At 39.1% G+C, this 24,593-nt stretch carries 27 protein-coding genes and 1 pseudogene; 16 read left to right on the forward strand and 12 right to left on the reverse strand.

Annotated elements, in window-relative coordinates:
- Window positions 1–163 precede the first annotated feature (163 nt).
- Window positions 164–2,209: a gluzincin family metallopeptidase gene (locus AC2JBO_RS22060; protein WP_496955801.1), complete on the reverse strand. Its 2,046-nt coding sequence runs from the start codon at window positions 2,207–2,209 to the stop codon at window positions 164–166.
- A 636-nt stretch (window positions 2,210–2,845) separates the two neighbouring features.
- On the opposite strand from AC2JBO_RS22060, the gene AC2JBO_RS22065 reads away from it, so the two are divergent.
- From AC2JBO_RS22065 to AC2JBO_RS22090, 6 genes are all read left to right on the forward strand, one after another.
- Window positions 2,846–3,088, forward strand: a complete 243-nt coding sequence (locus AC2JBO_RS22065; protein ID WP_496955802.1) for an Asr1405/Asl0597 family protein — start codon at window positions 2,846–2,848, stop codon at window positions 3,086–3,088.
- Between the two features lie 451 nt (window positions 3,089–3,539).
- On the forward strand, window positions 3,540–3,740 hold the full coding sequence (locus AC2JBO_RS22070; RefSeq protein WP_496955803.1) for a DUF2949 domain-containing protein: 201 nt from the start codon (window positions 3,540–3,542) through the stop codon (window positions 3,738–3,740).
- A 317-nt stretch (window positions 3,741–4,057) separates the two neighbouring features.
- The gene (gene nifV / locus AC2JBO_RS22075) at window positions 4,058–5,167 is read left to right on the forward strand and encodes a homocitrate synthase (RefSeq protein WP_496955804.1); all 1,110 of its coding nucleotides are present in this window, start codon (window positions 4,058–4,060) and stop codon (window positions 5,165–5,167) included.
- Between the two features lie 10 nt (window positions 5,168–5,177).
- Window positions 5,178–5,465: a nitrogen fixation protein NifZ gene (locus AC2JBO_RS22080; RefSeq protein ID WP_496955805.1), complete on the forward strand. Its 288-nt coding sequence runs from the start codon at window positions 5,178–5,180 to the stop codon at window positions 5,463–5,465.
- Window positions 5,462–5,665, forward strand: coding sequence for a putative nitrogen fixation protein NifT (nifT, locus tag AC2JBO_RS22085; protein ID WP_496955806.1), 204 nt, complete (start codon window positions 5,462–5,464; stop codon window positions 5,663–5,665). Before AC2JBO_RS22080 ends, nifT begins: the two co-directional genes overlap by 4 nt.
- A 101-nt stretch (window positions 5,666–5,766) precedes the next feature.
- A complete protein-coding gene (locus AC2JBO_RS22090) occupies window positions 5,767–6,387 on the forward strand; it encodes a (2Fe-2S) ferredoxin domain-containing protein (protein WP_496955807.1) in 621 nt (206 codons plus the stop codon).
- 57 nt (window positions 6,388–6,444) lie between these two features.
- Here the strand turns inward: AC2JBO_RS22090 and AC2JBO_RS22095 are convergent, their stop codons facing one another.
- Entirely contained in the window at window positions 6,445–6,996 is a 552-nt protein-coding gene (locus tag AC2JBO_RS22095; RefSeq protein WP_496955808.1) for a glutathione S-transferase family protein, read from the reverse strand.
- Window positions 6,997–7,079: 83 nt separating this feature from the next.
- The gene (locus AC2JBO_RS22100) at window positions 7,080–7,538 is read right to left on the reverse strand and encodes a hypothetical protein (RefSeq protein ID WP_496955809.1); all 459 of its coding nucleotides are present in this window, start codon (window positions 7,536–7,538) and stop codon (window positions 7,080–7,082) included.
- A gap of 437 nt (window positions 7,539–7,975) precedes the next feature.
- On the opposite strand from AC2JBO_RS22100, the gene AC2JBO_RS22105 reads away from it, so the two are divergent.
- Window positions 7,976–8,686, forward strand: coding sequence for a tetratricopeptide repeat protein (locus tag AC2JBO_RS22105; protein WP_496955810.1), 711 nt, complete (start codon window positions 7,976–7,978; stop codon window positions 8,684–8,686).
- 167 nt (window positions 8,687–8,853) lie between these two features.
- Here AC2JBO_RS22105 and AC2JBO_RS22110 read toward each other — a convergent pair whose 3' ends face one another.
- Window positions 8,854–9,270, reverse strand: coding sequence for a lysozyme inhibitor LprI family protein (locus AC2JBO_RS22110; RefSeq protein ID WP_496955811.1), 417 nt, complete (start codon window positions 9,268–9,270; stop codon window positions 8,854–8,856).
- 571 nt (window positions 9,271–9,841) lie between these two features.
- Here AC2JBO_RS22110 and AC2JBO_RS22115 point away from each other — a divergent pair.
- Window positions 9,842–10,579, forward strand: a complete 738-nt coding sequence (locus AC2JBO_RS22115) for a TerC family protein (protein WP_496955812.1) — start codon at window positions 9,842–9,844, stop codon at window positions 10,577–10,579.
- Between the two features lie 119 nt (window positions 10,580–10,698).
- Here AC2JBO_RS22115 and ndk read toward each other — a convergent pair whose 3' ends face one another.
- The gene (ndk, locus tag AC2JBO_RS22120; RefSeq protein ID WP_496955813.1) at window positions 10,699–11,148 is read right to left on the reverse strand and encodes a nucleoside-diphosphate kinase; all 450 of its coding nucleotides are present in this window, start codon (window positions 11,146–11,148) and stop codon (window positions 10,699–10,701) included.
- Window positions 11,149–11,360: 212 nt separating this feature from the next.
- On the opposite strand from ndk, the gene speA reads away from it, so the two are divergent.
- Window positions 11,361–13,388 (forward strand): biosynthetic arginine decarboxylase, encoded by a 2,028-nt coding sequence (gene speA / locus AC2JBO_RS22125; RefSeq protein WP_496955814.1) that lies wholly within the window; start codon window positions 11,361–11,363, stop codon window positions 13,386–13,388.
- Window positions 13,389–13,762: 374 nt separating this feature from the next.
- Here speA and AC2JBO_RS22130 read toward each other — a convergent pair whose 3' ends face one another.
- The gene (locus tag AC2JBO_RS22130; RefSeq protein ID WP_496955815.1) at window positions 13,763–13,990 is read right to left on the reverse strand and encodes a hypothetical protein; all 228 of its coding nucleotides are present in this window, start codon (window positions 13,988–13,990) and stop codon (window positions 13,763–13,765) included.
- An 844-nt stretch (window positions 13,991–14,834) separates the two neighbouring features.
- Between AC2JBO_RS22130 and AC2JBO_RS22135 the strand changes: the two genes are divergently transcribed.
- Both AC2JBO_RS22135 and AC2JBO_RS22140 read left to right on the forward strand, forming a co-directional pair.
- Window positions 14,835–15,035 carry a hypothetical protein gene (locus AC2JBO_RS22135; protein ID WP_496955816.1) on the forward strand — a complete coding sequence of 67 codons (201 nt, stop codon included), beginning with the start codon at window positions 14,835–14,837 and terminating at the stop codon, window positions 15,033–15,035.
- A 148-nt stretch (window positions 15,036–15,183) separates the two neighbouring features.
- Window positions 15,184–15,471, forward strand: coding sequence for a hypothetical protein (locus AC2JBO_RS22140; RefSeq protein ID WP_496955817.1), 288 nt, complete (start codon window positions 15,184–15,186; stop codon window positions 15,469–15,471).
- A gap of 72 nt (window positions 15,472–15,543) precedes the next feature.
- On the opposite strand, the gene AC2JBO_RS22145 is transcribed toward AC2JBO_RS22140, so the two are convergent.
- The 3 genes from AC2JBO_RS22145 to AC2JBO_RS22155 all read right to left on the reverse strand — a co-directional run bounded on the left by AC2JBO_RS22145 (window position 15,544) and on the right by AC2JBO_RS22155 (window position 19,169).
- Window positions 15,544–16,713: a nucleotidyltransferase family protein gene (locus AC2JBO_RS22145; RefSeq protein WP_496955818.1), complete on the reverse strand. Its 1,170-nt coding sequence runs from the start codon at window positions 16,711–16,713 to the stop codon at window positions 15,544–15,546.
- A gap of 249 nt (window positions 16,714–16,962) precedes the next feature.
- Window positions 16,963–17,787, reverse strand: coding sequence for a segregation/condensation protein A (locus AC2JBO_RS22150; protein ID WP_496955819.1), 825 nt, complete (start codon window positions 17,785–17,787; stop codon window positions 16,963–16,965).
- Window positions 17,788–18,110: 323 nt separating this feature from the next.
- Window positions 18,111–19,169 carry an AI-2E family transporter gene (locus AC2JBO_RS22155; RefSeq protein WP_496955820.1) on the reverse strand — a complete coding sequence of 353 codons (1,059 nt, stop codon included), beginning with the start codon at window positions 19,167–19,169 and terminating at the stop codon, window positions 18,111–18,113.
- Window positions 19,170–19,385: 216 nt separating this feature from the next.
- Between AC2JBO_RS22155 and pdxH the strand changes: the two genes are divergently transcribed.
- Window positions 19,386–20,033 carry a pyridoxamine 5'-phosphate oxidase gene (gene pdxH / locus AC2JBO_RS22160; protein WP_496955821.1) on the forward strand — a complete coding sequence of 216 codons (648 nt, stop codon included), beginning with the start codon at window positions 19,386–19,388 and terminating at the stop codon, window positions 20,031–20,033.
- A 366-nt stretch (window positions 20,034–20,399) separates the two neighbouring features.
- Complete coding sequence (locus tag AC2JBO_RS22165; protein ID WP_496955829.1) at window positions 20,400–20,648, forward strand: PD-(D/E)XK nuclease family protein; 249 nt, start codon at window positions 20,400–20,402, stop codon at window positions 20,646–20,648.
- A gap of 110 nt (window positions 20,649–20,758) precedes the next feature.
- Here AC2JBO_RS22165 and rbp read toward each other — a convergent pair whose 3' ends face one another.
- Window positions 20,759–21,058, reverse strand: a complete 300-nt coding sequence (gene rbp, locus AC2JBO_RS22170) for an RNA-binding regulator (RefSeq protein WP_496955822.1) — start codon at window positions 21,056–21,058, stop codon at window positions 20,759–20,761.
- Window positions 21,059–21,340: 282 nt separating this feature from the next.
- Between rbp and AC2JBO_RS22175 the strand changes: the two are divergent.
- Window positions 21,341–21,481, forward strand: a pseudogene (locus tag AC2JBO_RS22175) (element excision factor XisI family protein); the annotation flags it as partial.
- Window positions 21,482–21,533: 52 nt separating this feature from the next.
- On the opposite strand, the gene AC2JBO_RS22180 reads toward AC2JBO_RS22175, so the two are convergent.
- Entirely contained in the window at window positions 21,534–22,385 is an 852-nt protein-coding gene (locus tag AC2JBO_RS22180) for a DUF3153 domain-containing protein (protein WP_496955823.1), read from the reverse strand.
- Between the two features lie 21 nt (window positions 22,386–22,406).
- The gene (locus tag AC2JBO_RS22185) at window positions 22,407–22,931 is read right to left on the reverse strand and encodes a tetratricopeptide repeat protein (protein ID WP_496955824.1); all 525 of its coding nucleotides are present in this window, start codon (window positions 22,929–22,931) and stop codon (window positions 22,407–22,409) included.
- A 177-nt stretch (window positions 22,932–23,108) separates the two neighbouring features.
- Between AC2JBO_RS22185 and AC2JBO_RS22190 the strand changes: the two genes are divergently transcribed.
- Window positions 23,109–23,483, forward strand: a complete 375-nt coding sequence (locus AC2JBO_RS22190) for a type II toxin-antitoxin system RelE/ParE family toxin (protein ID WP_496955825.1) — start codon at window positions 23,109–23,111, stop codon at window positions 23,481–23,483.
- Entirely contained in the window at window positions 23,480–23,806 is a 327-nt protein-coding gene (locus AC2JBO_RS22195) for a helix-turn-helix domain-containing protein (RefSeq protein ID WP_496955826.1), read from the forward strand. Before AC2JBO_RS22190 ends, AC2JBO_RS22195 begins: the two co-directional genes overlap by 4 nt.
- Window positions 23,807–24,593 lie beyond the last annotated feature (787 nt).

Below are 24,593 nucleotides of genomic sequence, written 5' to 3' on the forward strand. Positions count from 1 at the left end.
CTATTGTTGTGTTCAGTCGTAAAGCTCAAAACCCTGATTATTATTAGCTTTTTACGCAGGCGCCATGAGGCACAAATTCTGTATGAAAAAATATTTTCTCTAAACCATCAAAGTCAACAGCCTACTTTAAGCCCCCCTTATTAAGGGGGGGATTTAAATAGGTTTATAGGTCAGCTAGTCCATTTTGAGTTACTGAAATTCCTTTGATGTGTTCGTGCAGGTTGCAGCAACGACGCACTAGTCTGTATCCTCCTGTTGATGTTGATTGAATTACGAAGGGGCAACCGGGAACGACCGGACGGTCTTTTATACTGCGGTTTTCGTCTTTGGATGCTAAGGTGCGCTGAATGTTACCACCGTGTATTTTATCGAATTGTTCGCGCGCGCGTTTCCATGCCGCTTTGCCACCTTCTGTACCTGCTGGGTCTTCTTGTATTGGTTCTGGGTAAGCTGCAAGACAAACTGTGTTCCAGTTTTCATCCATTACTAAGGTTCCACCACCGTAAACGGTAAATGCGCTCATGCCACCAAGAAAATCTGACACCATTTGTGAATATTCATAAGTGTATTCAAGGTAGCGTTCGGTTATTTCTTTTATTACTGTTTCGGAACCTTCTTTTACTTTGTCTATATGACGAGTAGTAGTAACTAAACGTGGTTTGAGAAAACGTGAGGCTGTTTCAGGTATACGTAAAGCAGGAGCATTGTGAACTATTGCCCTCATTAATGTGCGTGTATCGGCGCCTTGAAAGTCTTTAAATACGCTACCAATATCTGGTGCCTTTAAATCAATTTTTTCATTCCACAGGTTGCGCTCGATAAATACTTTTTTAGCAATATCTCTAAATTTGCTGTCAGTTGGATAAACGCGCGCGTCTGCTTCATATATTAATCGTGCCAACATTGGCATTGATAACGAAGTTGGTGGAGTATAGTGCAACGCGCGGATGAGCATTCCTTTTAATACATGTGTCGCTTTAACAAGTGCATTAACAAATCCTGCAAACCCCTCTGCTGTATCATCAAAACTATCTGGCTTTATAGCTTCGACTAGTTTTTGCATGATTTCGTAAATAGCAGCAGTCCAAATTGTTGAACGCACATGGGGTTCCTTGGGTTGGTCGGGAGCATATTTTGCTCCTTCGAGTGCAGAACGTAAATAAGGTACACCTGCACCAAATATACCTACACCAAATTCCTCTGCAAGACGAGTAATTAAACTAGGATGGCGCATATCGCCACCTGTTTCTCTATATATATACTCAACTACACTTGGATATTGCAACGCTGCGAACATTGCCAAGATATCAGAAAAAGATTCGTGTAAAGCCGATGTATCAATATCACTAGTATATAAATACATCGGACGGAAGGTATCAAGAATCGCGTGTCCTAATTCATGCGAGACTATATCGTGTGATAAACAAGTCCAAACTGGCGCCCGTCGGAAGGGAGAATTGAAGTAGCCAAAGTTGAGCGAAGGATTCATCGGGTCATAATATGCGTTCATTCCTTCAAAAGCGTGAGGACGAACAATAAGCGGTCCACCGTCTTTCCAAATAATTGGATGACCTACTTCTTCTTCTACTAAGTCTAAAGTTCGACTTAGTACACCAAATACATTTACCTGATGAAATGCAGGGTTATCTATTAAACCGTTTTGCTCGAAATATTCAAACGATAAGTTTTCTTGTTTCGACCAATCAGGACTAGCAAAAACGGGTTGCCCACTTTCATTTGTATCTCGAATTGCAAATCGGCTTGAACCTGTTGCTACCAAATAATCTTTATCTAAAGGAAACTTATAGTTACCGCTCAGTTTTGGTAAGCTGGGGTCTTGTAAAAACATCCCCAAAGATTTAGTTTTGGGCGCCAACTTAGCTGCTGGTTCTATTGGTGTATCTGTTTCGGCGGTTGTAGTCTCGGTGGCAGAAGTAGTTATTTCAACTGCGTCTACAATTTCTACTTCATCTACGTCTACAACTTCTACTTCATCTACGTCTACAACTTCTACTTCATCTGCGTCTACAGCTTTTACAGCTTCTACTTCATCTGCGACAGAAACTTCCTTTGACTCTTTGGTTTTTTTTCCCGCTGAAGAAACCTTCGACGCTGAAGATGTTCTTCTAGCCACTGGACGCTTTTGTGCCGAAGAAGATTTAGACGCAGAGGAAATTTTTCGAGACGCAGGTTTAGAACGTTCTGCCATTTTTACACAACCCTTATAGTTTTTAATTTTGTTCGCTGAATCGCTCGATTTTATCATTTACTAGCATTTTATTGTTAAATAAATTACCAAAATTATTTAAAAAATGTAAACAAATTCAACACGCACTCGATATTCTCCTTGTTCTACCTATACCTCACCGTCATCACAGCAGGCGCCTGAATGCACAGCAGACAGCAGTTTCAGCTCTTGCTGCACAAAATGTCTACAAACTTAAAACAACCTGAAGGAATCACATGTTCTACTCAATATAGATATATGATGTTAATGGTTACTTAATATACATTTAGCCGTGATTTGATACTCTCTTTCATTGGCTGAGTGCAAGTAAAAGTCAAGAAACGTTTCACTCAGAAATATTATCAACTCTCGCGATACTAGCTCCAAGATTGAGTGCAAAAATACGCGCGCCTTTGCCCCAAAATATCTAGTCCCTAAGCTGATAAATACTCACGCCCCTACCCTAAGAAAGATTTTAAATTTTTGTTAAATATACGTTTGGGCGGTTGAGTACATCATTAATCAATTTAATAAATTTAATATCCACCGATTCGGTTACCTAGTTTCACCTATCTGCTATAAGCATAAAACTATCACATAGCTTTTTATTCATAAAACATGTACCCTGCCTCTCATAAAGCGCTGGACGCGCAAATAATTAACGTTCCCTTTGCAGAACGCTGGCAAATTTATCGTCGTTTACAAGAGTTAATGATTCCTTGCTGGTGTCCAAACGATGGTTCACTACGAGTATATATTGATGACACGCTTACAGCTATTCTCGTTCGTAGTACTTTAATGCAATTTTTTGCTAGTCGGTCTTCCTTAATCGATTGGCTTGAAGAATGTTGGAAATTGTGAAATGTTCTTGACAATCTTCTTTAAAATCACTACTGAAACCCGATATACAGTTTCTTTGTTTTAGCCTATAAACCGAGTTTAAGTGTAAATACAAATTGAGTATACATTATTAAAATGTATAAATACTTATGCATTTCTGCTCAATTAAGGAAAAGTTTTTTACTTATTATTAATCACTTTTGAGTATATCAATAGTTCATTAAATCAGTATTTAATTTATGCAAATTGATGCAAAACTTTGCAATAACATAGCTTGATAGTATAAACGTCACAAGCTGTATATGGAAGCTGAGATGAAAGTTGTTTTCATTTTTCAAAACAACTAAATTTATTTATGTATAAAATGTGTACTTTTATTGTCTCAAAATACCAGGAGTGCTGATACTTTCATGTTTGTATTTATTTTAACTTATTTTTTGATTACTTGGCGCCACTAGGAGTTTTGTTGAGTATGATAAGTTGTAATAGTAATACCAGCTTCATGAATTTTTTGCAAAGTGAAATCAAACTTTCAACGGCTGATATATCAGTAGCACTAAAGCATCCAGAATCACAAAATGCTCCTTTGCCGATGTTACTTTGGCAGTACGGCTTAATCAATATTGAACAGCTAGCACGTATTTTTGATTGGCTAGAGAAACAAGTAATTTAACTAGTTTCATGAATGAAATCTAACTTATATAAAAGATTCAGATACACATGAGTCCGTAAATATCTCAATCTAGAAAGTAAAAATGATTCAGAAATAGTCGGCTTTATGGTTGGTTACTATACAGATAAATTATTCTTACTCTAGCTAAGTTATATAAAGATAGTTTTCGGAGGATAAAAGGGTTCTTCTATAAGAAGATGTATAAAATTTAATAAAATTTATGCAAGAGCTAATTTTAGATTAATTTTATACTGCTGATTAAATTTACATTTAACGCTCCGGAGGTCAAGAAAATTTCCAAGAGGGGTATTTATTCGATGAACCAAATAAGTATCAACGATACTACGTTGCGTGACGGTGAACAAGCTGCTGGCGTTGCCTTTAATTTAGAAGAAAAGGTGGCAATTGCTAAATTTCTAGATGCAATTGGCGTTCATGAATTGGAAGTCGGTATTCCAGCAATGGGTGTTGAAGAAACGCGCGCAATTCAAGCGATACTGGCATCAGGTTTAAAAGCCAAATTGCTTGGTTGGAATCGTGCAGTTATTTCTGATATCCAAGCTTCAATTAAGTGCGGATTGAATCGCGTTCATATTTCTATACCTGTTTCAGGAGTGCAAATTGCGGCTAAATTCGAGGGGCAATGGCGCACAACGTTGCAGCAACTCAGAAATACTATCAGCTACGCTGTTGATAATGGACTATGGGTAGCTGTTGGTGGCGAAGATTCTTCTAGAGCTGATGAATGCTTCCTCCAAGATGTCGCTCTTTATGCTCAAGAATGGGGCGCCCAAAGGTTCAGATTTTGCGACACAGTAGGAATACTCGACCCATTTAGCACCTGCACACGTGTTAAAAAACTTGTTTCCGGACTGCAAATTCCTGTGGAAATGCACACCCACAATGATTTTGGACTTGCCACAGCTAACGCACTCGTTGGTGTCAAAGCTGGTGCAACATCAATTAACACTACCGTAAATGGATTGGGTGAACGCGCGGGAAATGCCGCATTAGAAGAAGTTGTAATGGCGCTCAAACGCTTGCATGGAATTGATTTAGGTATAGATACACGCCAACTTTTAGAACTCTCCCGATTAGTTGCAGCAGCATCTGGTTGCAGCGTACCACCTTGGAAAGCGATTGTGGGTGAAAATACTTTTACTCATGAGTCAGGAATTCACACTCACGGAGTACTACAAAACCCCAGCACCTATGAACCCTTCGCACCCGAAGAAGTTGGTTGGGAACGACGGTTAGTTGTAGGCAAGCATTCAGGTCGGCATTTACTGATTAAAATGCTCGCCGAACATGGAATTGTCTTAAATCGTGAGGAAACTCAATCAGTATTGGACGCAGTACGCCAAGAATCAACTCACAAAAAACGTAGCCTAACTACACAAGAACTATTGAATTTAGCACGTAAATAAAGGTATTTATATGCAACAATCCGATGAAATGGAGTTACATTTACCACCAGAATTTGAAATTGGTGATAAAGTCCGTACTCGTAAGCTTCTAAAAAATGATGGGACTTTTCCCGGTCAGGAAATTGGTATTGTTCTTGCCAAAAAGGGAGAAGTTGGTTACGTCGTTAGCATTGGCACGTTTCTGCAAAGCTCCTATATATACGCGGTGCATTTTTTACAGTCAGGGTTTGTCGTTGGCTGTAAAAAAAAGGAACTTGAACTTATTGAAAAAAATCCAGATAAAGAGGAAAATAGATGAAAGTCATGCTACGTAACAATTCTGATGGCAAGTTAACAGTATACGTTCCAAAAAAAGACTTAGAGGAAGAAGTTGTTAAACAAATAGATTCAGAAGCAGGTAAAGTATTCACCTTAGCAAATGGTTGGGAGTTAGAGTTTTCTGACTTACCCGAACCTTTAAAAATACCTCAAACCTACGAAGCAAGAAAATTAAACTAGTAGGGTGCGTGACGCTACAAAAATTCACAAAACGAAGCATCAGTATAGTAGCGTCATGCACCTTATTATCTCCCCAAAAGCACCACTACCAAAAACTTAAAATGGGTAATCACTATCTTAAACTCTCGGAATTTGACATTGAAGGAGAATTTCTAGGTTTTGCTGATAATAATTCTGACAAAAATAAACACCTACAATTTGCCCTTACAAAGTGTAATGCAATTACTGCACTTACAGCGGGAAATTTGACAATCAAACTTCCTAAAGAACTACGTAAAGCACTGTCTTTATCATTAACACCAGGCGCCCACATTCGTATCATCGGTTACAGTAAATTACATGAACGTACAGGTGAACTTAAGCTCAAAGCGTATGATGTAATTCCCTTACGTGTCTGTCCCATCAATAAATCTGTTCTAAATAAAGACACTACTCTCGATTCGGAATGCTCAAAAAAGGCTAAAATTTTAGTCTGCCAAGGTTCTGGGTGTCGAAAACGAGGCGCCAAGGAATTATTATCAAAAATAGAAAAAACTCTTGCCAAGACTAAACTATCACAAGAACAGATATGTAATGTTCGCAACCAAGTTAAAATTCAAAGCACTGGTTGTTTAAAAAAATGCTCTAAGGCGCCTAACTGTATTGTACAACTTGGCAACAAGAAATACAGCCAAGTCAAACCCACAGATATTCCATCGCTAATAGAAGACCACTTGAGTTAAAAAAATAAAATGAAAAACAATGTGTAGAGACTAAACATGTTTAGTCTCTACATTTGGTTAACGGGCGCCAATACTTTTTTTGAACCCATCACGTTCGGTCATCCGCTTCATATAATCCAATACTGCTGGATACGCGCTTAAATCAAGTTTTAGCAGTAGTGGAATATAACATAAAATCGAGCCAACAGCAACATCAGCAACCGTAAATTCTTCTCCCATAATAAAAGGTTGCTTCTCGAACATATTATTGAGCGTTGTCATCAAACGTGGCATTTCTTTTTCCCTAGCAGTTTCCATAAAAACTCCTGTGAACAAAGTTGAGTTACCAAATAATACCCATTGATTAAGTATGCTCCGTGTTTCAACTGAGGTAACACCTGCGTATTTTTCGGCAATGTACATCAATATGGCACCTGACTCCGATAGTTTAAAGTCTCCATCTACTATTGCCGGAACTTTTCCAAACGGGTTTATCGCTAAATACGCATCTTGACGATGTTCCCCTTCTTTCATGTCAAGTATTACTAGCTCGTAAGGAAGACTGAGTTCTTCAAGATACCATTGCACTATTGAAGCACGACTACGGGCGCCTGCATACAGTTTAAGCATAATAACTCCTAAATCGTAAGTAAGGTGCGTGAAGGCTATTAAATGCTAGCTTCGTTTAATAATTTTTTTAGCCTTCACACACCCTACAGTACTTTATGTGTATTTGGGTGCTGTTTGACGTTATCGTCTTTTGTGACGACTCGCGCGGCATTTAACACCCGTTTGCGGTCGATGGAGTATTTGAAGTCGCTGTAGTATGTGCCGAGAGGAATCAGAGATTTTGCACTTTCACGTCGCTTGTAAGTACGCGCGGCAGAAAACATCCGTTGCTCAAACTCATCACAAAACTGTGCTTGTGGAAATTCTGTTGGAATTTGGAAGTTATCACCATTCATTATGCTTCCAAGTGAGGTTCCACAGGCAACTTTATATGAAGTCGGGATTCCTTTGAGAAGCGCTTCTAAGGCAGCAGAGGGAATTGGCTCGATTACCTCTACTTGATGAACTTCGCCATCTTCTTTAACGAAGCATGTTGCTAAACCTAAAACAATATAGTCGTTTGCAGTTAAGTCGGGTGCGTTGGGGTAAGATGTTTCTGACATAAGTAAAATTTATCAAAACTTAATAAACAAATAGAAACTATTTAATCGACAATTGAGACTACCAGCTAGGAGGTGGGAATAATAAGTCCGAAGGGTTGAAAGATAACTGTTTAACCTGTGATTCTCAAACCCCCCCTGTAGTAAAGCTGCATTAATTCATCCTTTGGATGAATTCTACCAAGTTGTGGCTCTCACTACTTGCCTAGTCTGGCAGATTGAGGTTAAGTTTTTCTGGAATGAAACCTAGGGACGAAGTATCTACTAATAGATTCAATCTTAATTGAGTTAGAACAAACGCCGCACACTAGTTCGGAGTTATGCATCTAACTTGATACTTCCTCCCCAGTACTCAGAAACCAGATTCACTCTTGATACAGGGGCAGTACCAACACTAAAAACAACAATCTCAAAGCAGCAAGCACCGCAGGCAGGAAGATATGACTACTCACACTTTTCTCGCATCTGACGACGAGCAACATTACTCAAACAATGTTGTAGCCAACGCAACTAACTACGTTCGACATTCAGAAGCTAACAGTAGTGACGATTGTACTCTGGTAGAAGGGAACTTACGTTCTTGTGCGCTGCGAAAAGCCAAACATGGGGACTACCGTGAAGCAATATCGCTTTTGAATCAGCTTCTTAAGCACCACCCCGAAAATGCGATTGATTATAATAATCGAGGACTGATTTATTATCAGTGTGGTGAAAGACAAAAGGCTATCAGCGACTATAACACAGCCATTGAGCTTAACCCAAACTTAGCTAGTGCTTTTAATAACCGTGCTAATTATTACGCTGCATGTGGTGATTTAGATGCTGCACTTGATGATTATGACCAAGCTCTGTTTTTGAATCCTAGTTATACGCGCGCTTGGATAAATCGTGGAATTACGCTGCGTGATTTGGGACGATACGAAGAGGCAATAGATAATTTTGAGGCTGCACTGTTGTTTAAGCAATACGAAGGGCAGATTCTCGGAGAACGTGGACGTACTTACCATCTCTGGGGAGATTGGAACTGGGCTATTGCTGATTATCGTCGTTCTTTAGCGTTATTACCGACATCGCAAAATCATAGCGATGGTGCTAACTGGCGTTTGCGCTTGCAAGTTGAAAATTGGTTAGGTGAACTTTTGTGTAGTTAATAACCGTGTAGTTAATCGTGCCAAACTAAATTTCAGAAACTTGATTCCATAAATTTGATTTGATGAAGCGAGCAAAAAATTGTGCCCCAGCGCGTGAATGTGGGTTAAGACTTAAGTATCTGGGGCGCCTTGTAATCAAATTCAACACCTAGAGCTTACAAAAGCATTTAGCGTCGGTTCACTTCTTGCAGCCAAATGTTTAGATTCTCAGTTCGTTCATTAGTCATACGCGCGTAACAATTGATTCGCGTCGGTGGTTCTAATGTTCCACCTTCATACATCCCTGCTTCAAACGCACAAAACGTATCGCGGTACTTGAGCCAATTTTGATGTGATGCAGCTAAACGCTTTTTTTGGTCAGCGTTCATCTTATCCTGCAATTGTTTATAAACTAGACTTAGCTTTTTGCTAGCCTCTTTGTATTTACGTTGCCCACACTCAATCATATCCCTTGTTGTTTGAGGGTCTTTGCAGTTTGGAGGCGGTAACTGTGAATTTGTTTGCGCTCTTACGGGTACAACACTAACTCCTAACGAAAAAAAACCCGCAAAAATCAGTAAGCTCCAGCGATATGGCAATTTCATTACCCACTCCCTTGCAAGCACAATGCTGTAAAACAGTACTAACAATCGTACTTACAAATATCTAACGAATCTGAATGATATCAAAGTTATATTTGTTACAAGTTTGAAATATTTAATTTTGGTGTCGTATAGCTTAATAAAGCTTATTTTTATCCTATTTTATATACATCCCAATTAATTTCACTCAAGATATAGTTACAAACCAACCGTGATTTCATTGAGTAAAATTATACATTGCTCTTGGCTACACAGCTTATAAATAAGTCAAATAAAACAAATTAATTAAGAAAGATTTAATAATATATTTTTTAGTGCTGAGTGCTGAGTGCTGAGTGTTGAGTGCTGAGTGCTGAGTGTTGAGTGCTAAGTAAAGTTTATTATGAATTTCAACTCAGCACTTTCTACTCAGAACTCAGCACTTTCTACTCAGCACTCAAGATGGTAGGAATCCGTATGTTGTAAATTTGCAACCACGGGTTAAGCTGGGATTATGTAGCATTTTGCGAAAGTGCTAATTATATAAATTTCGCTCTCAGCGTGTAAAATTTTTATTCCAGTTCCAAAAATTGTAATGCTAGACCAAATTTTTGATAAGCTCCAATTTCATTTCAGCGTTGAAGCATTTATCGTGCTGTTGCTGTTGATATTTTTAGAGGCAATACTTTCTGCAGATAACGCGATTGCGCTTGCAGCTATCGCCCAAGGGCTTGAGGATAAAGATAAAGAGAAAGAGGCTCTCAACTTTGGCTTAGTAATTGCCTATGTGCTTCGCATCACCTTGCTGCTTACAGCTTCTTGGGTACAAAAGTATTGGCAGTTTGAGTTTATCGGCGCCGCTTACTTGCTGTGGTTAGTCTTTCAACACTTTACCTCTCCCGAAGACGAGGAAAATCAACATCACGGGCCTAAGTTTAGTTCGCTTTTACAAATTATTCCTGTAATCGCGCTTACAGATTTAGCTTTCTCATTAGACAGCGTGACAACAGCAATTGCCGTCAGCCAAGAAACTTGGTTAGTACTAACAGGTACTACTATTGGTGTCATTACCCTGCGTTTTATGGCAGGTTTATTTATCCGCTGGTTGGACGAATTTACACATTTAGAAGATGCTGGCTATATCACCGTCGCATTTGTCGGTTTACGTTTGCTTCTCAAAGTGGTTAATGAATCACTCGTTCCTCCCCAATGGGTAGTAATTAGCGCAATTGCAGTGATTCTAATGTGGGGATTCTCTAAACGTAACGAAACGGACTCAGTAGAAGAACCCTTGCGGACACCTGAATTGGAAAAGCAGGAAGTCACAGAGTAAAAGTTGAAAGTGCTGAGTGCTGAGTGCTAAGTATAGATTTATTTTCAACTCAGCACTCAGCACTCATTACTCAGCACTCAGCACTCATTACTCAGCACTCATTACTCAGAACTCATTACTTATTCGTACAACCAGCGTTTAATATCAGGTGCCCAGTTGACTAATTCTTCATCTTTAAACCATAGAGAGATTTCCTTTTGTGCGGTTTCAGGAGCATCGGAACCGTGGATAAGATTACGACCAGTATTTACACCGAAGTCACCTCTGATAGTACCTGGTTCAGAGTTGAGAGGGTTGGTGGCGCCAATAAGTTTACGGGCAGAGGCAATAACACCATCACCTTCCCATACCATCGCTACAACGGGACCAGAGGTAATAAAATCTATTAAGCTTGCAAAGAAAGGGCGTTCGCGGTGAACATCGTAATGCGCTTGAGCTAATTCGCGACTAACATTCAAGAACTTTAAGCCAACAAGGGTAAAACCCTTTGTTTCAAAGCGACGAATAATTTCGCCAACAAGCTTACGCTGTACGCCATCGGGTTTAATTGCTAAGAATGTGCGCTCCAAAGCTGTACTCCTCAAATATGGGTAAGATTGTCAATATTCAACTGACCAATAAAAGTTTATCGGGTAAAGGCTCTTGCGGAAAGGGGAAAGCGAAAAACATGCAATCCCATTTTCCCCCTTAACCTGTTATTAATCTTCTGTATGATGCAGGACTTAGTGTAGAAGTTTGCTAGATTGTAGATTCGTGGGTGAATATTGAGGTTTAGTAAAAAATGGGTGTTGAGTCAACTGCTACGGCTGATGAGGTGGTGAAACCTCACTCTAACGGTAAGAAAGCTGCGCTGAGTCATAATTCAAACAATAAACAAAAACAGTTGCTTTTACCAAGTAGTACGCCAAATACCCCCCGTCGTCATTGGACTATTGAAGATAGCGAAGATTTATATCGCATTGACGGATGGGGACAGCCTTATTTTTCAATCAACGCTGCCGGTCATATAACGGTTTCTCCCAAAGGTGACAGAGGTGGTTCCCTAGATTTATATGATTTGGTTAATGCACTCAAGCAGCGTAATCTTGGTTTACCGCTACTGATTCGATTCTCTGATATTTTGGAAGACCGAATCGAGCGTCTTAATGCTTGTTTTGCTAAAGCTATTGCCCGCTATAATTACCCAGGTGTATACCGTGGTGTGTTCCCGGTTAAATGCAACCAGCAGCGACATCTCATCGAAGATTTAGTCAAGTTCGGTAAACCGCATCAGTTTGGTTTAGAAGCTGGTTCCAAACCAGAGTTAATGATTGCTCTGGCATTACTTGATACTCCAGGCGCCTTATTAGTGTGTAACGGTTACAAAGACCGTGAGTACGTTGAAACAGCGATGCTGGCAATAAAACTTGGGCAAACTCCAATAATTGTGCTTGAACAAGTTGAAGAAGTTGACCTAGTTATCGAAGCGAATCTTCAGTTAGGTATTAAACCAATTTTAGGTATACGCGCGAAGCTTAGTACCCAAGGAATGGGACGTTGGGGAACTTCATCAGGCGACCGGGCTAAATTTGGTTTGAGTATTCCCGAAATTATCCAAGCTGTTGATAAGCTACGTGCGGCAGATTTGTTAGATTCTTTACAGCTTTTACACTTCCATATTGGCTCGCAAATCTCAGCTATTCATGTAATTAAAGATGCCATTCAAGAAGCTAGTCAAATTTACGTAGAACTAGCTGCACTCGGCGCCAACATGAAGTATCTCGATGTTGGTGGTGGTTTAGGTGTAGACTACGATGGCTCGCAAACTAATTTCTACGCCTCAAAAAACTACAACATGCAAAACTATGCCAATGATATTGTGGCAGAGTTAAAAGATACTTGTAGTGAGCGTGGTATAGGAGTACCAACATTAATTAGTGAAAGCGGACGTGCAATAGCATCACATCAGTCAGTATTAATTTTCGATGTTCTTAGTACGTGCGAAGTACCCCTTGAACAACCCGAACCTCCTAAAGATGGTGAGTCTCACATTATTAATTATCTTTGGGAAACTTACCAATCAATCAATAACGAAAACTATCAAGAACTTTATCACGATGCCACCCAGTTTAAAGATGAAGCTATTAGCCGCTTTAAGTTGGGAATTTTTAGCCTGACTGAGCGTGCTAAAGCCGAACGTTTATTCTGGGCATGTTGCCATAAAATACTTTATTTGACTCGACAGCATGAATATGTGCCCGATGAATTGGAAGACCTCGAACAAATTATGGCTTCCATTTATTACGTCAATTTTTCGGTGTTTCAGTCGGCGCCAGATTGTTGGGCAATTGACCAATTATTTCCCATTATGCCCATTCACCGTTTAGGGGAAGAACCAACGCGACGGGGAATATTGGCAGATTTAACTTGCGACAGCGATGGCAAAATCGATAACTTTATTGATTTACGCGATGTAAAGCCTGTATTGGAGTTACACGAATTTAAACGGGGTGAACCTTATTATCTGGGTATGTTCCTGAATGGCGCCTATCAAGAAATCATGGGCAACTTACACAACTTGTTTGGCGATACAAACACCGTTCACATTCAGTTAACGCCCAAAGGCTATCAAATCGAACATGTTGTCAAAGGCGATACCATGAGCGAGGTGGTTAGCTACGTGCAGTATGATTCTGAGGACATGGTAGAAAATATTCGCCAGCGCTGTGAAAAGGCACTCGAAGAAAAGCGCATTACTTTAGCTGAATCACAAAGGTTACTACAAACTTATGAACAAAGCTTAAGTAGATACACTTATCTTTCTTCGTAGTTTTATCTACCAGATTCTTTTGATCCCCCCAACCCTCCAATGATTTGGGGGTGGGGGTGGACACCCTACTATCAGTTCTTAATTTGATGACATCTCCCCATTCTTCTAACTTCAAATATTTCTAAAGATAGTTATTGACGTTCTTCAAGTAATAACCTAGACTATATACAGATAGCAGAAGTCGTAAAAATCAAAGGCGAGAAATCTTAGACGCTTTTTGAAGAAGTTTATTGCTAACAGTGACACAAAAACAACTTATAAGTTAATTACATTGTTTAAGAAGGTCAAAACTTATTCTCAAAAGTTCGTTTTTCATCTACTTTTGTGCATCACTAACTTTTTGCTGTTGAAAATAGCGTATTAGTAGTAAAATGTTACCAATCAAGTAACTTTAACTCACCGGATTGGATATAGTCAAAAATGCGATTAATTTGGTGGCGATTGTTTGGACTGGTCTCACCATCAGCAAGAACCGTAGCTGTCAGCAAATTATAGTCTTGACGACTTAATTTTCTTCTAAAAATAATTCGATCAACCATCTTCTTGACTGTTGCTTCTGATTGTCTATTAATAACTTTGCACGCTGTAAGTTTGTCAAGCATATTTCTCCTTGTAAATTTGAAAGTCAATAAAAACGTTTTACTTAAAAACCAAGCAGTAAAAACAGAATTATTCAACTTGGTAGAACAATGCATACCAATAAAGGTGCCTCCAGTATGGAGTGGCGCAAAGAAGCTCCCGCTTGAATTGCGGCTTTCTTACTTGTCAATCTTTACAGAATTTATTTGACGCAACCTCATACAGACTTGATATTACATAAATGTCATTTTACGATCTCAACCTACAGAATAAATCTAACTTTATATTTAGACTTTACAAAGAGAAATTCTACTGATATATAGCCTGATTATTTCTGACTCTAGAGTGTTTTATACGTGTAAATACGGTTTGAGAATGCAAATACTTCTGTATCGGTGGCAATTATATTGACTATTATCTAATTTAGTAGGTAAACATTTACATTTCTAAGAACAACTTTTATCAACGTGCAAGTATTTTTTCTTATACCACACTGCGAACTGATACATCAGCACAAAGATATATGTTCGACTTCACCCCTTACACGCGCTCTGTAGTGGGGGATCAAATTATTGCAATCAATTACAATTGCTAAACATAAGTATTTAATTGTTATATATAACTTTACGTTTTATCGTTAATTAATAATTGAAAGTTTTGTTTAAATAATAATTCTTGGCAAATTATCGTTATTTATGGACAAAAAAGAGCTATTACTAAAATATTACAATAGTTTAAGTTAAGTAAGTCGTACTTTAACTGTTATAAAGAATTGTTCTTATTTACTCGGTAGATAACTCTCTATCTTGAAATCTACATATACTGGATTTATTCCCAATTATTCATTTCACATAACGAGGTAGAAGCATGGTTCATACCTACGAAGTGTTTGTTGATTTTGTAGTATTTCCTAACTACACAAGCAACACCGCGCGCTTAGGAAGTACGCGCTACGAAATTGATGCGGAATCGAAATCAAAAGCTGACGGGGCAGCATTCACTAAAGCTAGAAGTGACTATCCTACAGCTACTGAATATGACATTCGAGTAACCCGGTTACTGAAATAAAGTAGTAATTGCAAGTAGAAGGCGCCGGAGTAATTGTTGCGAATTCCATTTCTGAGGCTATAAACCAATTATATCATGTCCGGTTGATTACCCATAATTCCCGATAATGTAGAGACGCGATTAATCGCGTCTCTACGAAGGTTTTATTATGGTTATGTACCCGGACATGATATTACAATGTCAGTTGATTCATGTTGCACTTATTAGCATAGAAACAATCGAGAAATATATATGTGTTAAAAATATAAACATTGCGGATGTAGAAATACTAATGAACATACCTAAAATCGCTATGGTAAATAGCGCCAGACACTCTGATTGGAAGACTATTCGAGACTTAGGGTGCTGTGCTTGTTTATCTAAACCATTTTACTATGATCAAGTTGTGCCTCTAATTATTGGGGTGCAAGAAGTAATTGAAAAAGTCAAAACTTAAAAGTTAATCCCCGTAAATAATGAGCGAGACCGTAAATTTACGGTCTCTAAATTTGATTTTATTTAAGATAAATTAACTTGCCGAATTTGTGCCTAGGAGTTCTGCAATAGCTTGACGTTCGGCAGGTGTTTGAGTTGGGGGGTCTTGACGCGCGTCGGTAATTAACCAATCTAGCGCAGCTTCTTGGACATCGATGGTGGCGCCAGTTTTATCGACACAGTAGCGACCAAACACTAGTTTATCGACTAAACGAACACCGGGTCCTAAGCGCGACCATTCAAAAATAACGCTATTATCCACTGTGGCGCCACTGCATATCCAGCAGTTGGGGCCAATCATTGCTGGACCAATAATTTTGGCACCGTCTTCGATTTTAGTCATCCCACCAATGTAAACTGGGCCTGTAATATCTACTTTGTCCCAGTTAACTGCGACGTTTAACCCGGTATAAATACCAGGCGCCACTTCATGACCGGGAATTTGTACGTTTTTGATTTCTCCTGATAGTACACCGCGAATCGCGCGCCAGTAATCAGGTACTTTACCAATGTCAACCCATTCAAAGTCCATTGGTTTGGCAAAAAATGGGGCGCCGATTTCTACTAATTTAGGAAATAACTGTCCACCGATATCATATTCAACACCAGATGGGATATAATTTAGCACCTCTGGTTCAAAGATATAAATACCCGTGTTGATGTTGGTGCTGAGTGCTTCTTCGACCGAAGGCTTTTCTTGGAAAGCTTGAATGCGACCGTCTTCTGATGTCACAACTACACCATAACTAGAAACCTCTTCATGAGGAACTGTCTTGGTGATAATAGTCGCGATTGAACCCTTAGAACGGTGCCATTTAACAGCTTCGGTTAAATCTAAGTCAATTAGCGCATCACCGCATAGCACAACAAATGTATCATCAAAAAACGGCGAGAAGTCTTGGATACGCTTCATTCCCCCAGCAGAACCAACCGCTTCTCCAATTAAACTACCGTCAACAATTTTACCTTCAAAAGAATAAGCGATTTGGACACCAAACTTTTGACCGTCCCGGAAGTAACTTTCGATTTCTTCAGCTAAATGGCTAACGTTGACCATAATTTGGTCAAACCCATGTTGCCGTAGTAGCTCCAGCAAAAACTCCATTACTGGTTTTTGCAATATGGGGATCATTGGTTTAGGAGTGGTGTAGGTAATAGGACGCACACGTGTGCCTTTACCTGCTGCTAGAATCATTGCCTTCATATATGTTTATTCCCCTTTATTACTTAACTATAGCCAGTTTACTTTGATGTTCATGATACTTAATCATCTGTTTATTTCTACTCTAAGTCATCCTTAAAAGCACGGATAATGATGTTCAAGCGCTTCATGTAACCATAAATGTAAATATGATGACGACGCTTATTGGTCATCTTTCCAATTTACCCAGATTTTGGTGACTCCAGTATCAAAATTTTGCAATGCGATGTGGAGACGTTACATGTAACGTCTCTACACTGCTGCATCCACTGGTTTATTAGTACTTACATCTGTAAGTAAGCGAATTTTGACATCAGTGTAAAATTCCTCTTGATATAACTCCACCTTTGACTGGGCAGATAGTAGTAATAATGCCCAAAACACCCCGACTGTTTCGCTATTGGGTGAAGAGTGATGACCTGATAAAGCTTTAGTTGGTTTGGCGTTTTGCCACAGCGCGACAAGTTGGTCTAAATCTATCCACTCTTTGTCTAGTAATAACTCGCTTGCCGAACGGTATAATAGCTGTTCGAGTTCTCCTGCAACTTCCGTCAAGTTTTCTTGGTGTGCTAATTCCAACGCTTGCCGCATTGTTCGCACGTTATTACCTGTGTTGCGAGTCCGAACTGGCGCCTTAACTTCTTTGAGCTGAACTTTTTTAAGCTGTTCAGCCATAACGTGCAGCTGTTCGATAAGTTCCGGAAGCGTAACGCGACGTTTCGATGGTGGCATTGCTGCGGGACGACGACGCAACGCGCGCTCTAATGGCAGTCGAGCAGTTCGTAAAAATACGTTTTCTTCGTCTGGAAACTCCTGATCAGAAAATTCTAGTTCTTCTTCGACCGCTTGTAATTGCGTCAGAGTGTTGGCTTTGAATAATACCAACATCGAAGCGGAAAGAAATGCTTGCCCTGATGTGGACAAGTCGGTTTCATATCCTCGCGTCGCTTCTTTTGCCATTAGTTCGAGAAAACGGTCTATTACATCAATCACCTGCACATCCCAAGGGTCTATCTCCCCGGACTCTGCTTGGTGAATGAGGTGTGTAATTGTCTCTAATAGCTCTCCAGCATCCATTAATTAATACAAACTATATTTTCTCGTTTGATCCCAATCACAAGAACCGATTTTTTTGTTTTATTCACTCACCATGCTAGTTATCACCATAAATATATATAGAGATGTAACACATACAGCGTCGCCTGCCGATTGAGGCGCGCTCCGGTACAAGTATTACATGTTTACAGCCAAAATCTTATAAGATAAGTTTTTTTCTAGCAAGTATTTTATGATATATCTATCCTTAAATACTAGTTAAAATTTATACTTGTATTTTCTAATTATTGGCTTAGATTTAAGCTTTGGCTAAATACTGGTTAAAAAATTGACACGTGTTTCGGTTATCTGATTTCAAGTTTACTAGCTTTGAAAGCGTCGTAAGTGCCCTTAATTGTACCAGCAATGGGGATAGCGACTATAGTTCCAAAAAGTCCTGCAATTTCAAATCCCATTAAAATTGCCACAAATATCCAGAGTGGATTTAAGCCAATAAAATTACCGATTAATCTCGGCGCCAAAAAGTTATCCTTAACTTGCTGCATAATCATTGAAGCAACCCCAACTTGGAGCGCAAGACTCCAATTTTGCAGCAGTACCAGCAGTGTGACTAATCCAATTCCCAGCGTTGCTCCAATTACAGGAACTAGTTGGGAGATGCCAATGATAATTGCAAACAGTAAGGTATACGGGACTTGCATTACCAGAAAAATAGGAATTAGGCTAGCAGTCATAAACAAAGCTAGCAAAATTTGACTGAGAAAGAAATAGTGAAAATTGAGTAGTATCGATTTTGTCAGAGGTTCACGGATTTTATCTGGTAAGAGACTAGATAAACCAAACCAAACGGTGTCTCCATAAAGCAGCATGTAGAATGCTAGTACTATAACTAGTATAAAATCTAATATCCATAACACAATCGAAGAAGCAAAGCCTACTGCACCAGAAGCTACCTGCTGTACTATATTTTGGATATAAATTTGGATATTGGCATTAATTTGTCTGCTAACAACGGTAAAATCTAGAGGTAAACGCCGCTCTCTGGCTAATTTCTCTAAATATTGCAGGTTTGATTGGCTCTGAGTTAATAAATTGGGTATTTTGTTCAATAATTGTGTAGCTTGGTCAATTATGGCTGGTACTAGTGTCACACCGAGTATCACAAAAACCATTAATGTAACCAGCAAAACTAGAGTTACAGCTTGCGTGCGGTTCAAATACGCGCGTTCAAAAAAGTTGACTAGGTAGTTGAGCAAGAAAGCTAGAATTGCAGCAATACTTAGAACAGTAATAGGGTGCTGGAAAAAGTTGAACAACTGAGACAGTATCCAAACATTAAGAGCGATAATCGGACCCAAGAGACCATAAAATAATAGATTTTTAAATGTTACTGAACGGCGCATATAGTTAGGAGTAGGGTGCGTGACGCTACCAACAATCTTAAAACGAAGTTAGCGGTCTAGTAGCGTCACGCACCTTACGATTTAAGAGTTAGGAGGAATTTGAAATTGAGGCAATTAATCACTATGATAAATACTTTTAAGCAACTGCCAACCAGAAAGCCTAACCGCTCATACACATAAAACCCTTAATAAGTCAAGTAAACAGGAGTGCAGTTGATGGATAAAAGCATAGCAGACCTACGCAAAGACTATACCTTACAAGGTCTCCACGAAAACGACGTTGACACTAACCCATTCGTACAGTTTAAACGATGGTTCAATGAAGCGCGCGCCGCCCAACTTCCAGAACCAAATGCAATGACACTTGCTACCACCACACAAGAAGGTCAACCATCTGCGCGAATAGTACTGTTGAAAGACTTTGACGCGCGAGGTTTTGTTTTTTACACGAATTACAACAGCCAGAAAGGGCTAGAATTAGCAGAAAATCCCCAAGCAGCACTGGTGTTTTGGTGGGCAGAACTCGAACGTCAAGTTCGAGTATGTGGGCATGTAGAGAAAATATCAGATATAGAATCAGATACGTATTTTTACAGTCGTCCAGTTTCGAGTCGGCTCGGCGCCTGGGCATCAGAACAAAGCGAAGTCATCGAAAACCGCGAAGTATTAGAACAACGTTTTCAAGAATTACAAAGTAAATATTTAGACCAGGAAGTTCCACGTCCCTCACATTGGGGAGGTTTACGAGTTATTCCTTATGAAATTGAATTTTGGCAAGGGCGCCCAAGTCGTTTGCATGACCGCTTACGTTACACTCTTAATGAAGAAGACGGCAGTTGGAAAATTGAACGCTTATCACCGTAAGATTTGTAGCATAGGCGTCTTGCCTGTGCAGTGGTCAATGTAATTCTATTTACCACAGAGACACAAAGGACACAGAGGGAAGAGAGGAGCGAGAGATTTGTGACTCGCGGTGCCTACTCTCTAAAATTAATGATATGGAATATTAGTTATTTTTAGGACGGGCAAGGATGCCCATCCCACAAGAGTGCAAAAGATAATTTAATTATGCAATTTAATGGCAATTTTCAGTGTTAATACTTAGATTAGTTATTAATATGTGTGTTAAAAATTAAATTAATATTGTTATTTCATCTACTTGCGTATACAAGTAAATGTTTTAAAGTAGGTATAAAGTATTTCTTGTAATCCAACCAAGTTACAAACTTAATACTAAGCCATTATTTACATACATTTACCACTGCGGAATTAGAAAGCACAGCACAAGAAGCGGAAATTTTAGTGCAGAACATCTTAGACGGGCATTATTCAGGGGCGCCATCTCAGAAGAATTGTAGTTACTGTGCTTATGCAGAAATTTGTAAACAGAATTATAGAGAAACAGGTCATAAAGAATTAAGCTTAGTTGAAATGGAAACGCAAATGCAACAGGGTGATAGTATAAGTTTGTTTAGGTAAAAATGTAGTTTATTAATTGTTGAAATGTTACATCAAAATGGCTCAAGCATTCTTGCCTGAGCCATTGCGACCATCTAATTAATTTGCTTTTTTAATGGGCTAATTAAAGATTAGTAGCGGTTACGGTAACTGTTATTTCCACGATTACCACCAAATGAGCCTCTTTCTTCTCTAGGTTTAGCTTTATTGACCTTCAAATCACGTCCCATCCACTCTGCACCATCAAGTGCATCAATGGCAGTCGTTTCTTCAGCATCTGTATCCATTTCGACAAAACCAAAGCCGCGTAAACGACCTGTTTCACGGTCTGTAGGTAGCTGAACTCGTTTAACAGTACCGTATTCTGCGAATACTGCGTTTAAACTATCTTCTGTAACTTCGTAAGAAAGATTGCCTACATAAACTGACATAGATTGTCTCCGAACTGTTTTAAATTATAACTATGTAGAGATTTAGCTTTCGGAGATAAAGTTTGTAAATACCAAGAACAAAAAAATACTGTCACTACTAAAAACAAACGCTGTTGACCGAATTAACTCTCACCTCCCATTATGGCATAGCAAACAACTTTTGGGGGGAGTTGGAAAATTTTTTATATAAAGTTATGTAACATTTTTTAACTAAGTATAATTACTATCCATTTCGCTTTGAGAAGGTAATCGACCACGGGGTTTGAATAGACATTTATAGATGGAAAAATTTGGATTCAACATGATGGAACGGAGGTCAGGATGGCGACGGAGTTAGTTAGATTAGGGGTTCCAAAAGATGATATTGTTTTGGCTTTTCATGAACCGTTTGTTAGGCAATATACGGGGTTTGCGGTGGGTTGATGGGATGATGTTGGATGTTGGGTTACGCGCTGTGCGCTTCACCCAACCTACGTTATGATTGCTCGGTAGCTACTGGTTGAGCAAATTGTATTCTGGGGTCGGGGAGTAAATTGTAGCGGATGTATATTCCAAGGCTAACTAATAAGATAATTATTAAGGCGCCTATACCTAGTGGACTTGGAAGCCAAAAGACGACTTCGATGTGGTTGAGTGTACCTGGGTTTAGGCGCCAAGTTAATTGTTTGCCGTTGCTTTCGGGTACAACTGCACTTTCTGTTTGTTGGTCTGTTTGTTGAGTAGTATTATTGACTTTGGCGCCCCACGGTGTTTTTAGGCTAAACTCTAGGTCTAATATTGAGCCTGCGTTTGCTAGTACGTTACCGTTATTGGATATTAATGCTAGCGAACTTAAGTCTAAGTCATAAATTAATTTGTTCCGAACTAGTAACAGAAAGTTGTTCTGGAATAGTAGTATATTTGATTCAATTTTTGGTAAGTCTGTATTAACGTCTTTGTATTTACCTTTTTCATTGAGATTAGGGTTGAAGAATTTATTAAACTTGGTTTGTAGTTCTTCGGCGTTGTTAAAGGGTATTGTGACAACTACTTCCTCTCTGGAAAGGCGCCGTATTTTACCATCAATTTTACGCGCGCGACGTTCAATACTATCCAACCATTCATATACTGAGTCTCCACTAAAGGTTGTAAGACGTTCGCCTAAGTGGATATGCTGAACAAATTCACCATAGTTAGAGTTATTAAAGTTTACGCCAACGTCATATTTCACACAGCCTGATAACAATAAAGATGCTAAGGCTATTAAGAAAATAATCCGCGCGCGTTTTGAGATGCCTTGAAATACATATTTAAGATATTTAGTTTGTCTTGCAACCAGTCGAATCATATAGCTTTGTTCCTTGACGAGTTATGCATTAAAATTTAACCAAACTAAATATGAGAGCGTTATGGCAACCCCGATTAAAGCAACCCAAATAAAGCGATTATCGTTGGTGTTGACTTGGCTTAAGTCTACATATTCTTTTTCTGGAGCTTTGGAAGTTGTATTTGAGGAGGTATTCGTCACAAACTTAGTTTTATCATTATTACCTGACATGGCACCCATATCTGGTATCTCTGTCAACCATTCTTTGGGACGGTTCAATTTAGGCGCCTTCCAGATATACTGTAGACGTTTTGCTTGTGTACTAGTATCAATATCAGGATGACGCTTAAGTTGCTCACATAAGTCAACAGCATCTTGGTTTCGTCCTGCTGCTTCATATGCTGTTGCCAACCAAATTTGCACCTCCCCACCAAAACGGGTATTACGAGCAACAAGTGCGTTAGCTCGCTCTAAACTTTCAACAGCTTCACGGTATTTCCCGTTTTCAAACGCCACTACCCCGCTTTGGTAAAGGCTTCTAGCCATTTCAGTACTATCTATACTCATTTTTATTGCATATCCCCTCAAAGCACTTCTTTTATTGTGCCAATTTTGGGAATATCTAACTCTGAAGCGAGCATCTGAAATATAAAAGTTATTTTATTGGATGGTTTTAAGTGGTTATGGCACACTGACACAAGTTTGTGGTATGTTTTACTTGCTTTATAGGAAATTTCATATAAAATGAGCGATGATGAAGATATTGTAGAGATTGCTTTACGTCCTCTAGTCTGGATGGGAGACTCTCGCAAAAACATCCGCGAGTTTCCGGAAGACGTACAAAAATCAGTAGGGTATGCGTTGCAATTAGTACAAGCAGGGGAAACACCAATGGAAGCTAAACCTTTTAAAGGAGTGGGAAGCGGTGTTTACGAAATTGTCAAACGCTATGACACTGATACATATAGAGCAGTTTACGCTGTTAAAATAGGGGAGAAAGTCTACGTTTTACACGCTTTTCAAAAAAAATCCAAACAAGGGATTAAAACCCCGCAGGCTGATATTAACTTAATTAAACAACGTTATAAGGACGCGCAGGAAAGGGAAAAACAAGCATGACACAAGAACCTGTTTTTGAAGAAAGCAGTGGTAATGTATTCGCTGACCTTGGTCTAGAGGATGCAGATGAACTTTTTACCCGTGGAAAAATTGGAATTCAGGTACTGCGTCTGTTGAAAGCGCGTGACCTAAAGCAGCGCGAAATTAGCGAACTTCTTGGTATTTCGCAACCAGAAGTATCTCATTTAATGAAGGGGGAATTTCAACGCTTTAGTGAGGGTAAACTTCTAACTTTTCTTAAGCGACTCGATACGGAAATTACATTACATCTTCGTCCTCGTCATGGAGGCACCACAATGAACGAAACTATAATCTCGCTGTAGAAATTAGATTTTAGTACTAAGTGTGATAGCCGTTGAAAATTCATCGGTGAACAGTTTGTTATAAATATCATTATCAGAGCTTAGAGAACCCCACAGAATAATTGATCCAATGTTGTCATGCGCTAGTGCAGGGTAAGTTAACCCGCGCATCTCAAAGCTTAACGTGAGCATTTCAATGAGATTCTTCACTTTACTATTTTGCGTTCAGATGCCATTGAGCATTTTTTTTTGTGGAGTTCTCTTTACCATCTTTCATAAGCTTGAATTATATCATTGGTACAGTAACTTTTTCTTTACTTCTTAATAAAGCTGCTTTCATTCAGTAATGTATATAGTTGCTCATTATTGAGTAATGTCAACTCAAGAACTGTACTATCGTTAACGGTATCCTTCGCATCAAATACCTTTTTTTACTAGGACTTACGCATTTCAACGAAAAACTGTCATTTTGAACGCAGTGTAATGCGGAGCATTTGCCGTAGGCTAGAATCTCTCAGATGCTTCACTGCGGTGACTCATGACAAAATTCTTGCGTAAGCCCTGTTTATTTTAAAAATTCCTCAAATTCTTTAACCGCAATACTTGAACCGACTTGCCAACCACGGATGTAATAGATCAATTACTAGTTACAAACAAAATTTAATTATTTAAAATCAACCATCCGTTACATCCGTTTATCATCCGTTGCCAATCTTCCTACCCACCAAAACTTTTGACACGAACTAGTAGGTTTTAGTTTTTTGTAGGTTGGTGTCGAGGATCGAGACCCAACAAAAAGCTCTTTAAT

The sequence above is a fragment of the Calothrix sp. CBUCES-K 9914 genome, assembly GCF_059640475.1.

What these genes read in the sequence shown, in the direction of transcription:
- AC2JBO_RS22100 (WP_496955809.1), bottom strand. Translation starts at nt 7,538, where the DNA reads ATGTCAGAAACATCTTACCCCAACGCACCCGACTTAACTGCAAACGAC.
- nifV (WP_496955804.1), top strand. Translation starts at nt 4,058, where the DNA reads ATGAACCAAATAAGTATCAACGATACTACGTTGCGTGACGGTGAACAA.
- AC2JBO_RS22110 (WP_496955811.1), bottom strand. Translation starts at nt 9,270, where the DNA reads ATGAAATTGCCATATCGCTGGAGCTTACTGATTTTTGCGGGTTTTTTT.
- AC2JBO_RS22195 (WP_496955826.1), top strand. Translation starts at nt 23,480, where the DNA reads ATGACACAAGAACCTGTTTTTGAAGAAAGCAGTGGTAATGTATTCGCT.
- AC2JBO_RS22115 (WP_496955812.1), top strand. Translation starts at nt 9,842, where the DNA reads ATGCTAGACCAAATTTTTGATAAGCTCCAATTTCATTTCAGCGTTGAA.
- AC2JBO_RS22145 (WP_496955818.1), bottom strand. Translation starts at nt 16,713, where the DNA reads ATGAAGGCAATGATTCTAGCAGCAGGTAAAGGCACACGTGTGCGTCCT.
- AC2JBO_RS22095 (WP_496955808.1), bottom strand. Translation starts at nt 6,996, where the DNA reads ATGCTTAAACTGTATGCAGGCGCCCGTAGTCGTGCTTCAATAGTGCAA.
- AC2JBO_RS22185 (WP_496955824.1), bottom strand. Translation starts at nt 22,931, where the DNA reads ATGAGTATAGATAGTACTGAAATGGCTAGAAGCCTTTACCAAAGCGGG.
- AC2JBO_RS22105 (WP_496955810.1), top strand. Translation starts at nt 7,976, where the DNA reads ATGACTACTCACACTTTTCTCGCATCTGACGACGAGCAACATTACTCA.
- AC2JBO_RS22060 (WP_496955801.1), bottom strand. Translation starts at nt 2,209, where the DNA reads ATGGCAGAACGTTCTAAACCTGCGTCTCGAAAAATTTCCTCTGCGTCT.
- rbp (WP_496955822.1), bottom strand. Translation starts at nt 21,058, where the DNA reads ATGTCAGTTTATGTAGGCAATCTTTCTTACGAAGTTACAGAAGATAGT.
- AC2JBO_RS22140 (WP_496955817.1), top strand. Translation starts at nt 15,184, where the DNA reads ATGGTTATGTACCCGGACATGATATTACAATGTCAGTTGATTCATGTT.
- AC2JBO_RS22180 (WP_496955823.1), bottom strand. Translation starts at nt 22,385, where the DNA reads ATGATTCGACTGGTTGCAAGACAAACTAAATATCTTAAATATGTATTT.
- AC2JBO_RS22190 (WP_496955825.1), top strand. Translation starts at nt 23,109, where the DNA reads ATGAGCGATGATGAAGATATTGTAGAGATTGCTTTACGTCCTCTAGTC.
- AC2JBO_RS22065 (WP_496955802.1), top strand. Translation starts at nt 2,846, where the DNA reads ATGTACCCTGCCTCTCATAAAGCGCTGGACGCGCAAATAATTAACGTT.
- speA (WP_496955814.1), top strand. Translation starts at nt 11,361, where the DNA reads ATGGGTGTTGAGTCAACTGCTACGGCTGATGAGGTGGTGAAACCTCAC.
- AC2JBO_RS22080 (WP_496955805.1), top strand. Translation starts at nt 5,178, where the DNA reads ATGCAACAATCCGATGAAATGGAGTTACATTTACCACCAGAATTTGAA.
- AC2JBO_RS22135 (WP_496955816.1), top strand. Translation starts at nt 14,835, where the DNA reads ATGGTTCATACCTACGAAGTGTTTGTTGATTTTGTAGTATTTCCTAAC.
- AC2JBO_RS22090 (WP_496955807.1), top strand. Translation starts at nt 5,767, where the DNA reads ATGGGTAATCACTATCTTAAACTCTCGGAATTTGACATTGAAGGAGAA.
- AC2JBO_RS22155 (WP_496955820.1), bottom strand. Translation starts at nt 19,169, where the DNA reads ATGCGCCGTTCAGTAACATTTAAAAATCTATTATTTTATGGTCTCTTG.
- AC2JBO_RS22070 (WP_496955803.1), top strand. Translation starts at nt 3,540, where the DNA reads ATGATAAGTTGTAATAGTAATACCAGCTTCATGAATTTTTTGCAAAGT.
- AC2JBO_RS22150 (WP_496955819.1), bottom strand. Translation starts at nt 17,787, where the DNA reads ATGGATGCTGGAGAGCTATTAGAGACAATTACACACCTCATTCACCAA.
- pdxH (WP_496955821.1), top strand. Translation starts at nt 19,386, where the DNA reads ATGGATAAAAGCATAGCAGACCTACGCAAAGACTATACCTTACAAGGT.
- AC2JBO_RS22130 (WP_496955815.1), bottom strand. Translation starts at nt 13,990, where the DNA reads ATGCTTGACAAACTTACAGCGTGCAAAGTTATTAATAGACAATCAGAA.
- nifT (WP_496955806.1), top strand. Translation starts at nt 5,462, where the DNA reads ATGAAAGTCATGCTACGTAACAATTCTGATGGCAAGTTAACAGTATAC.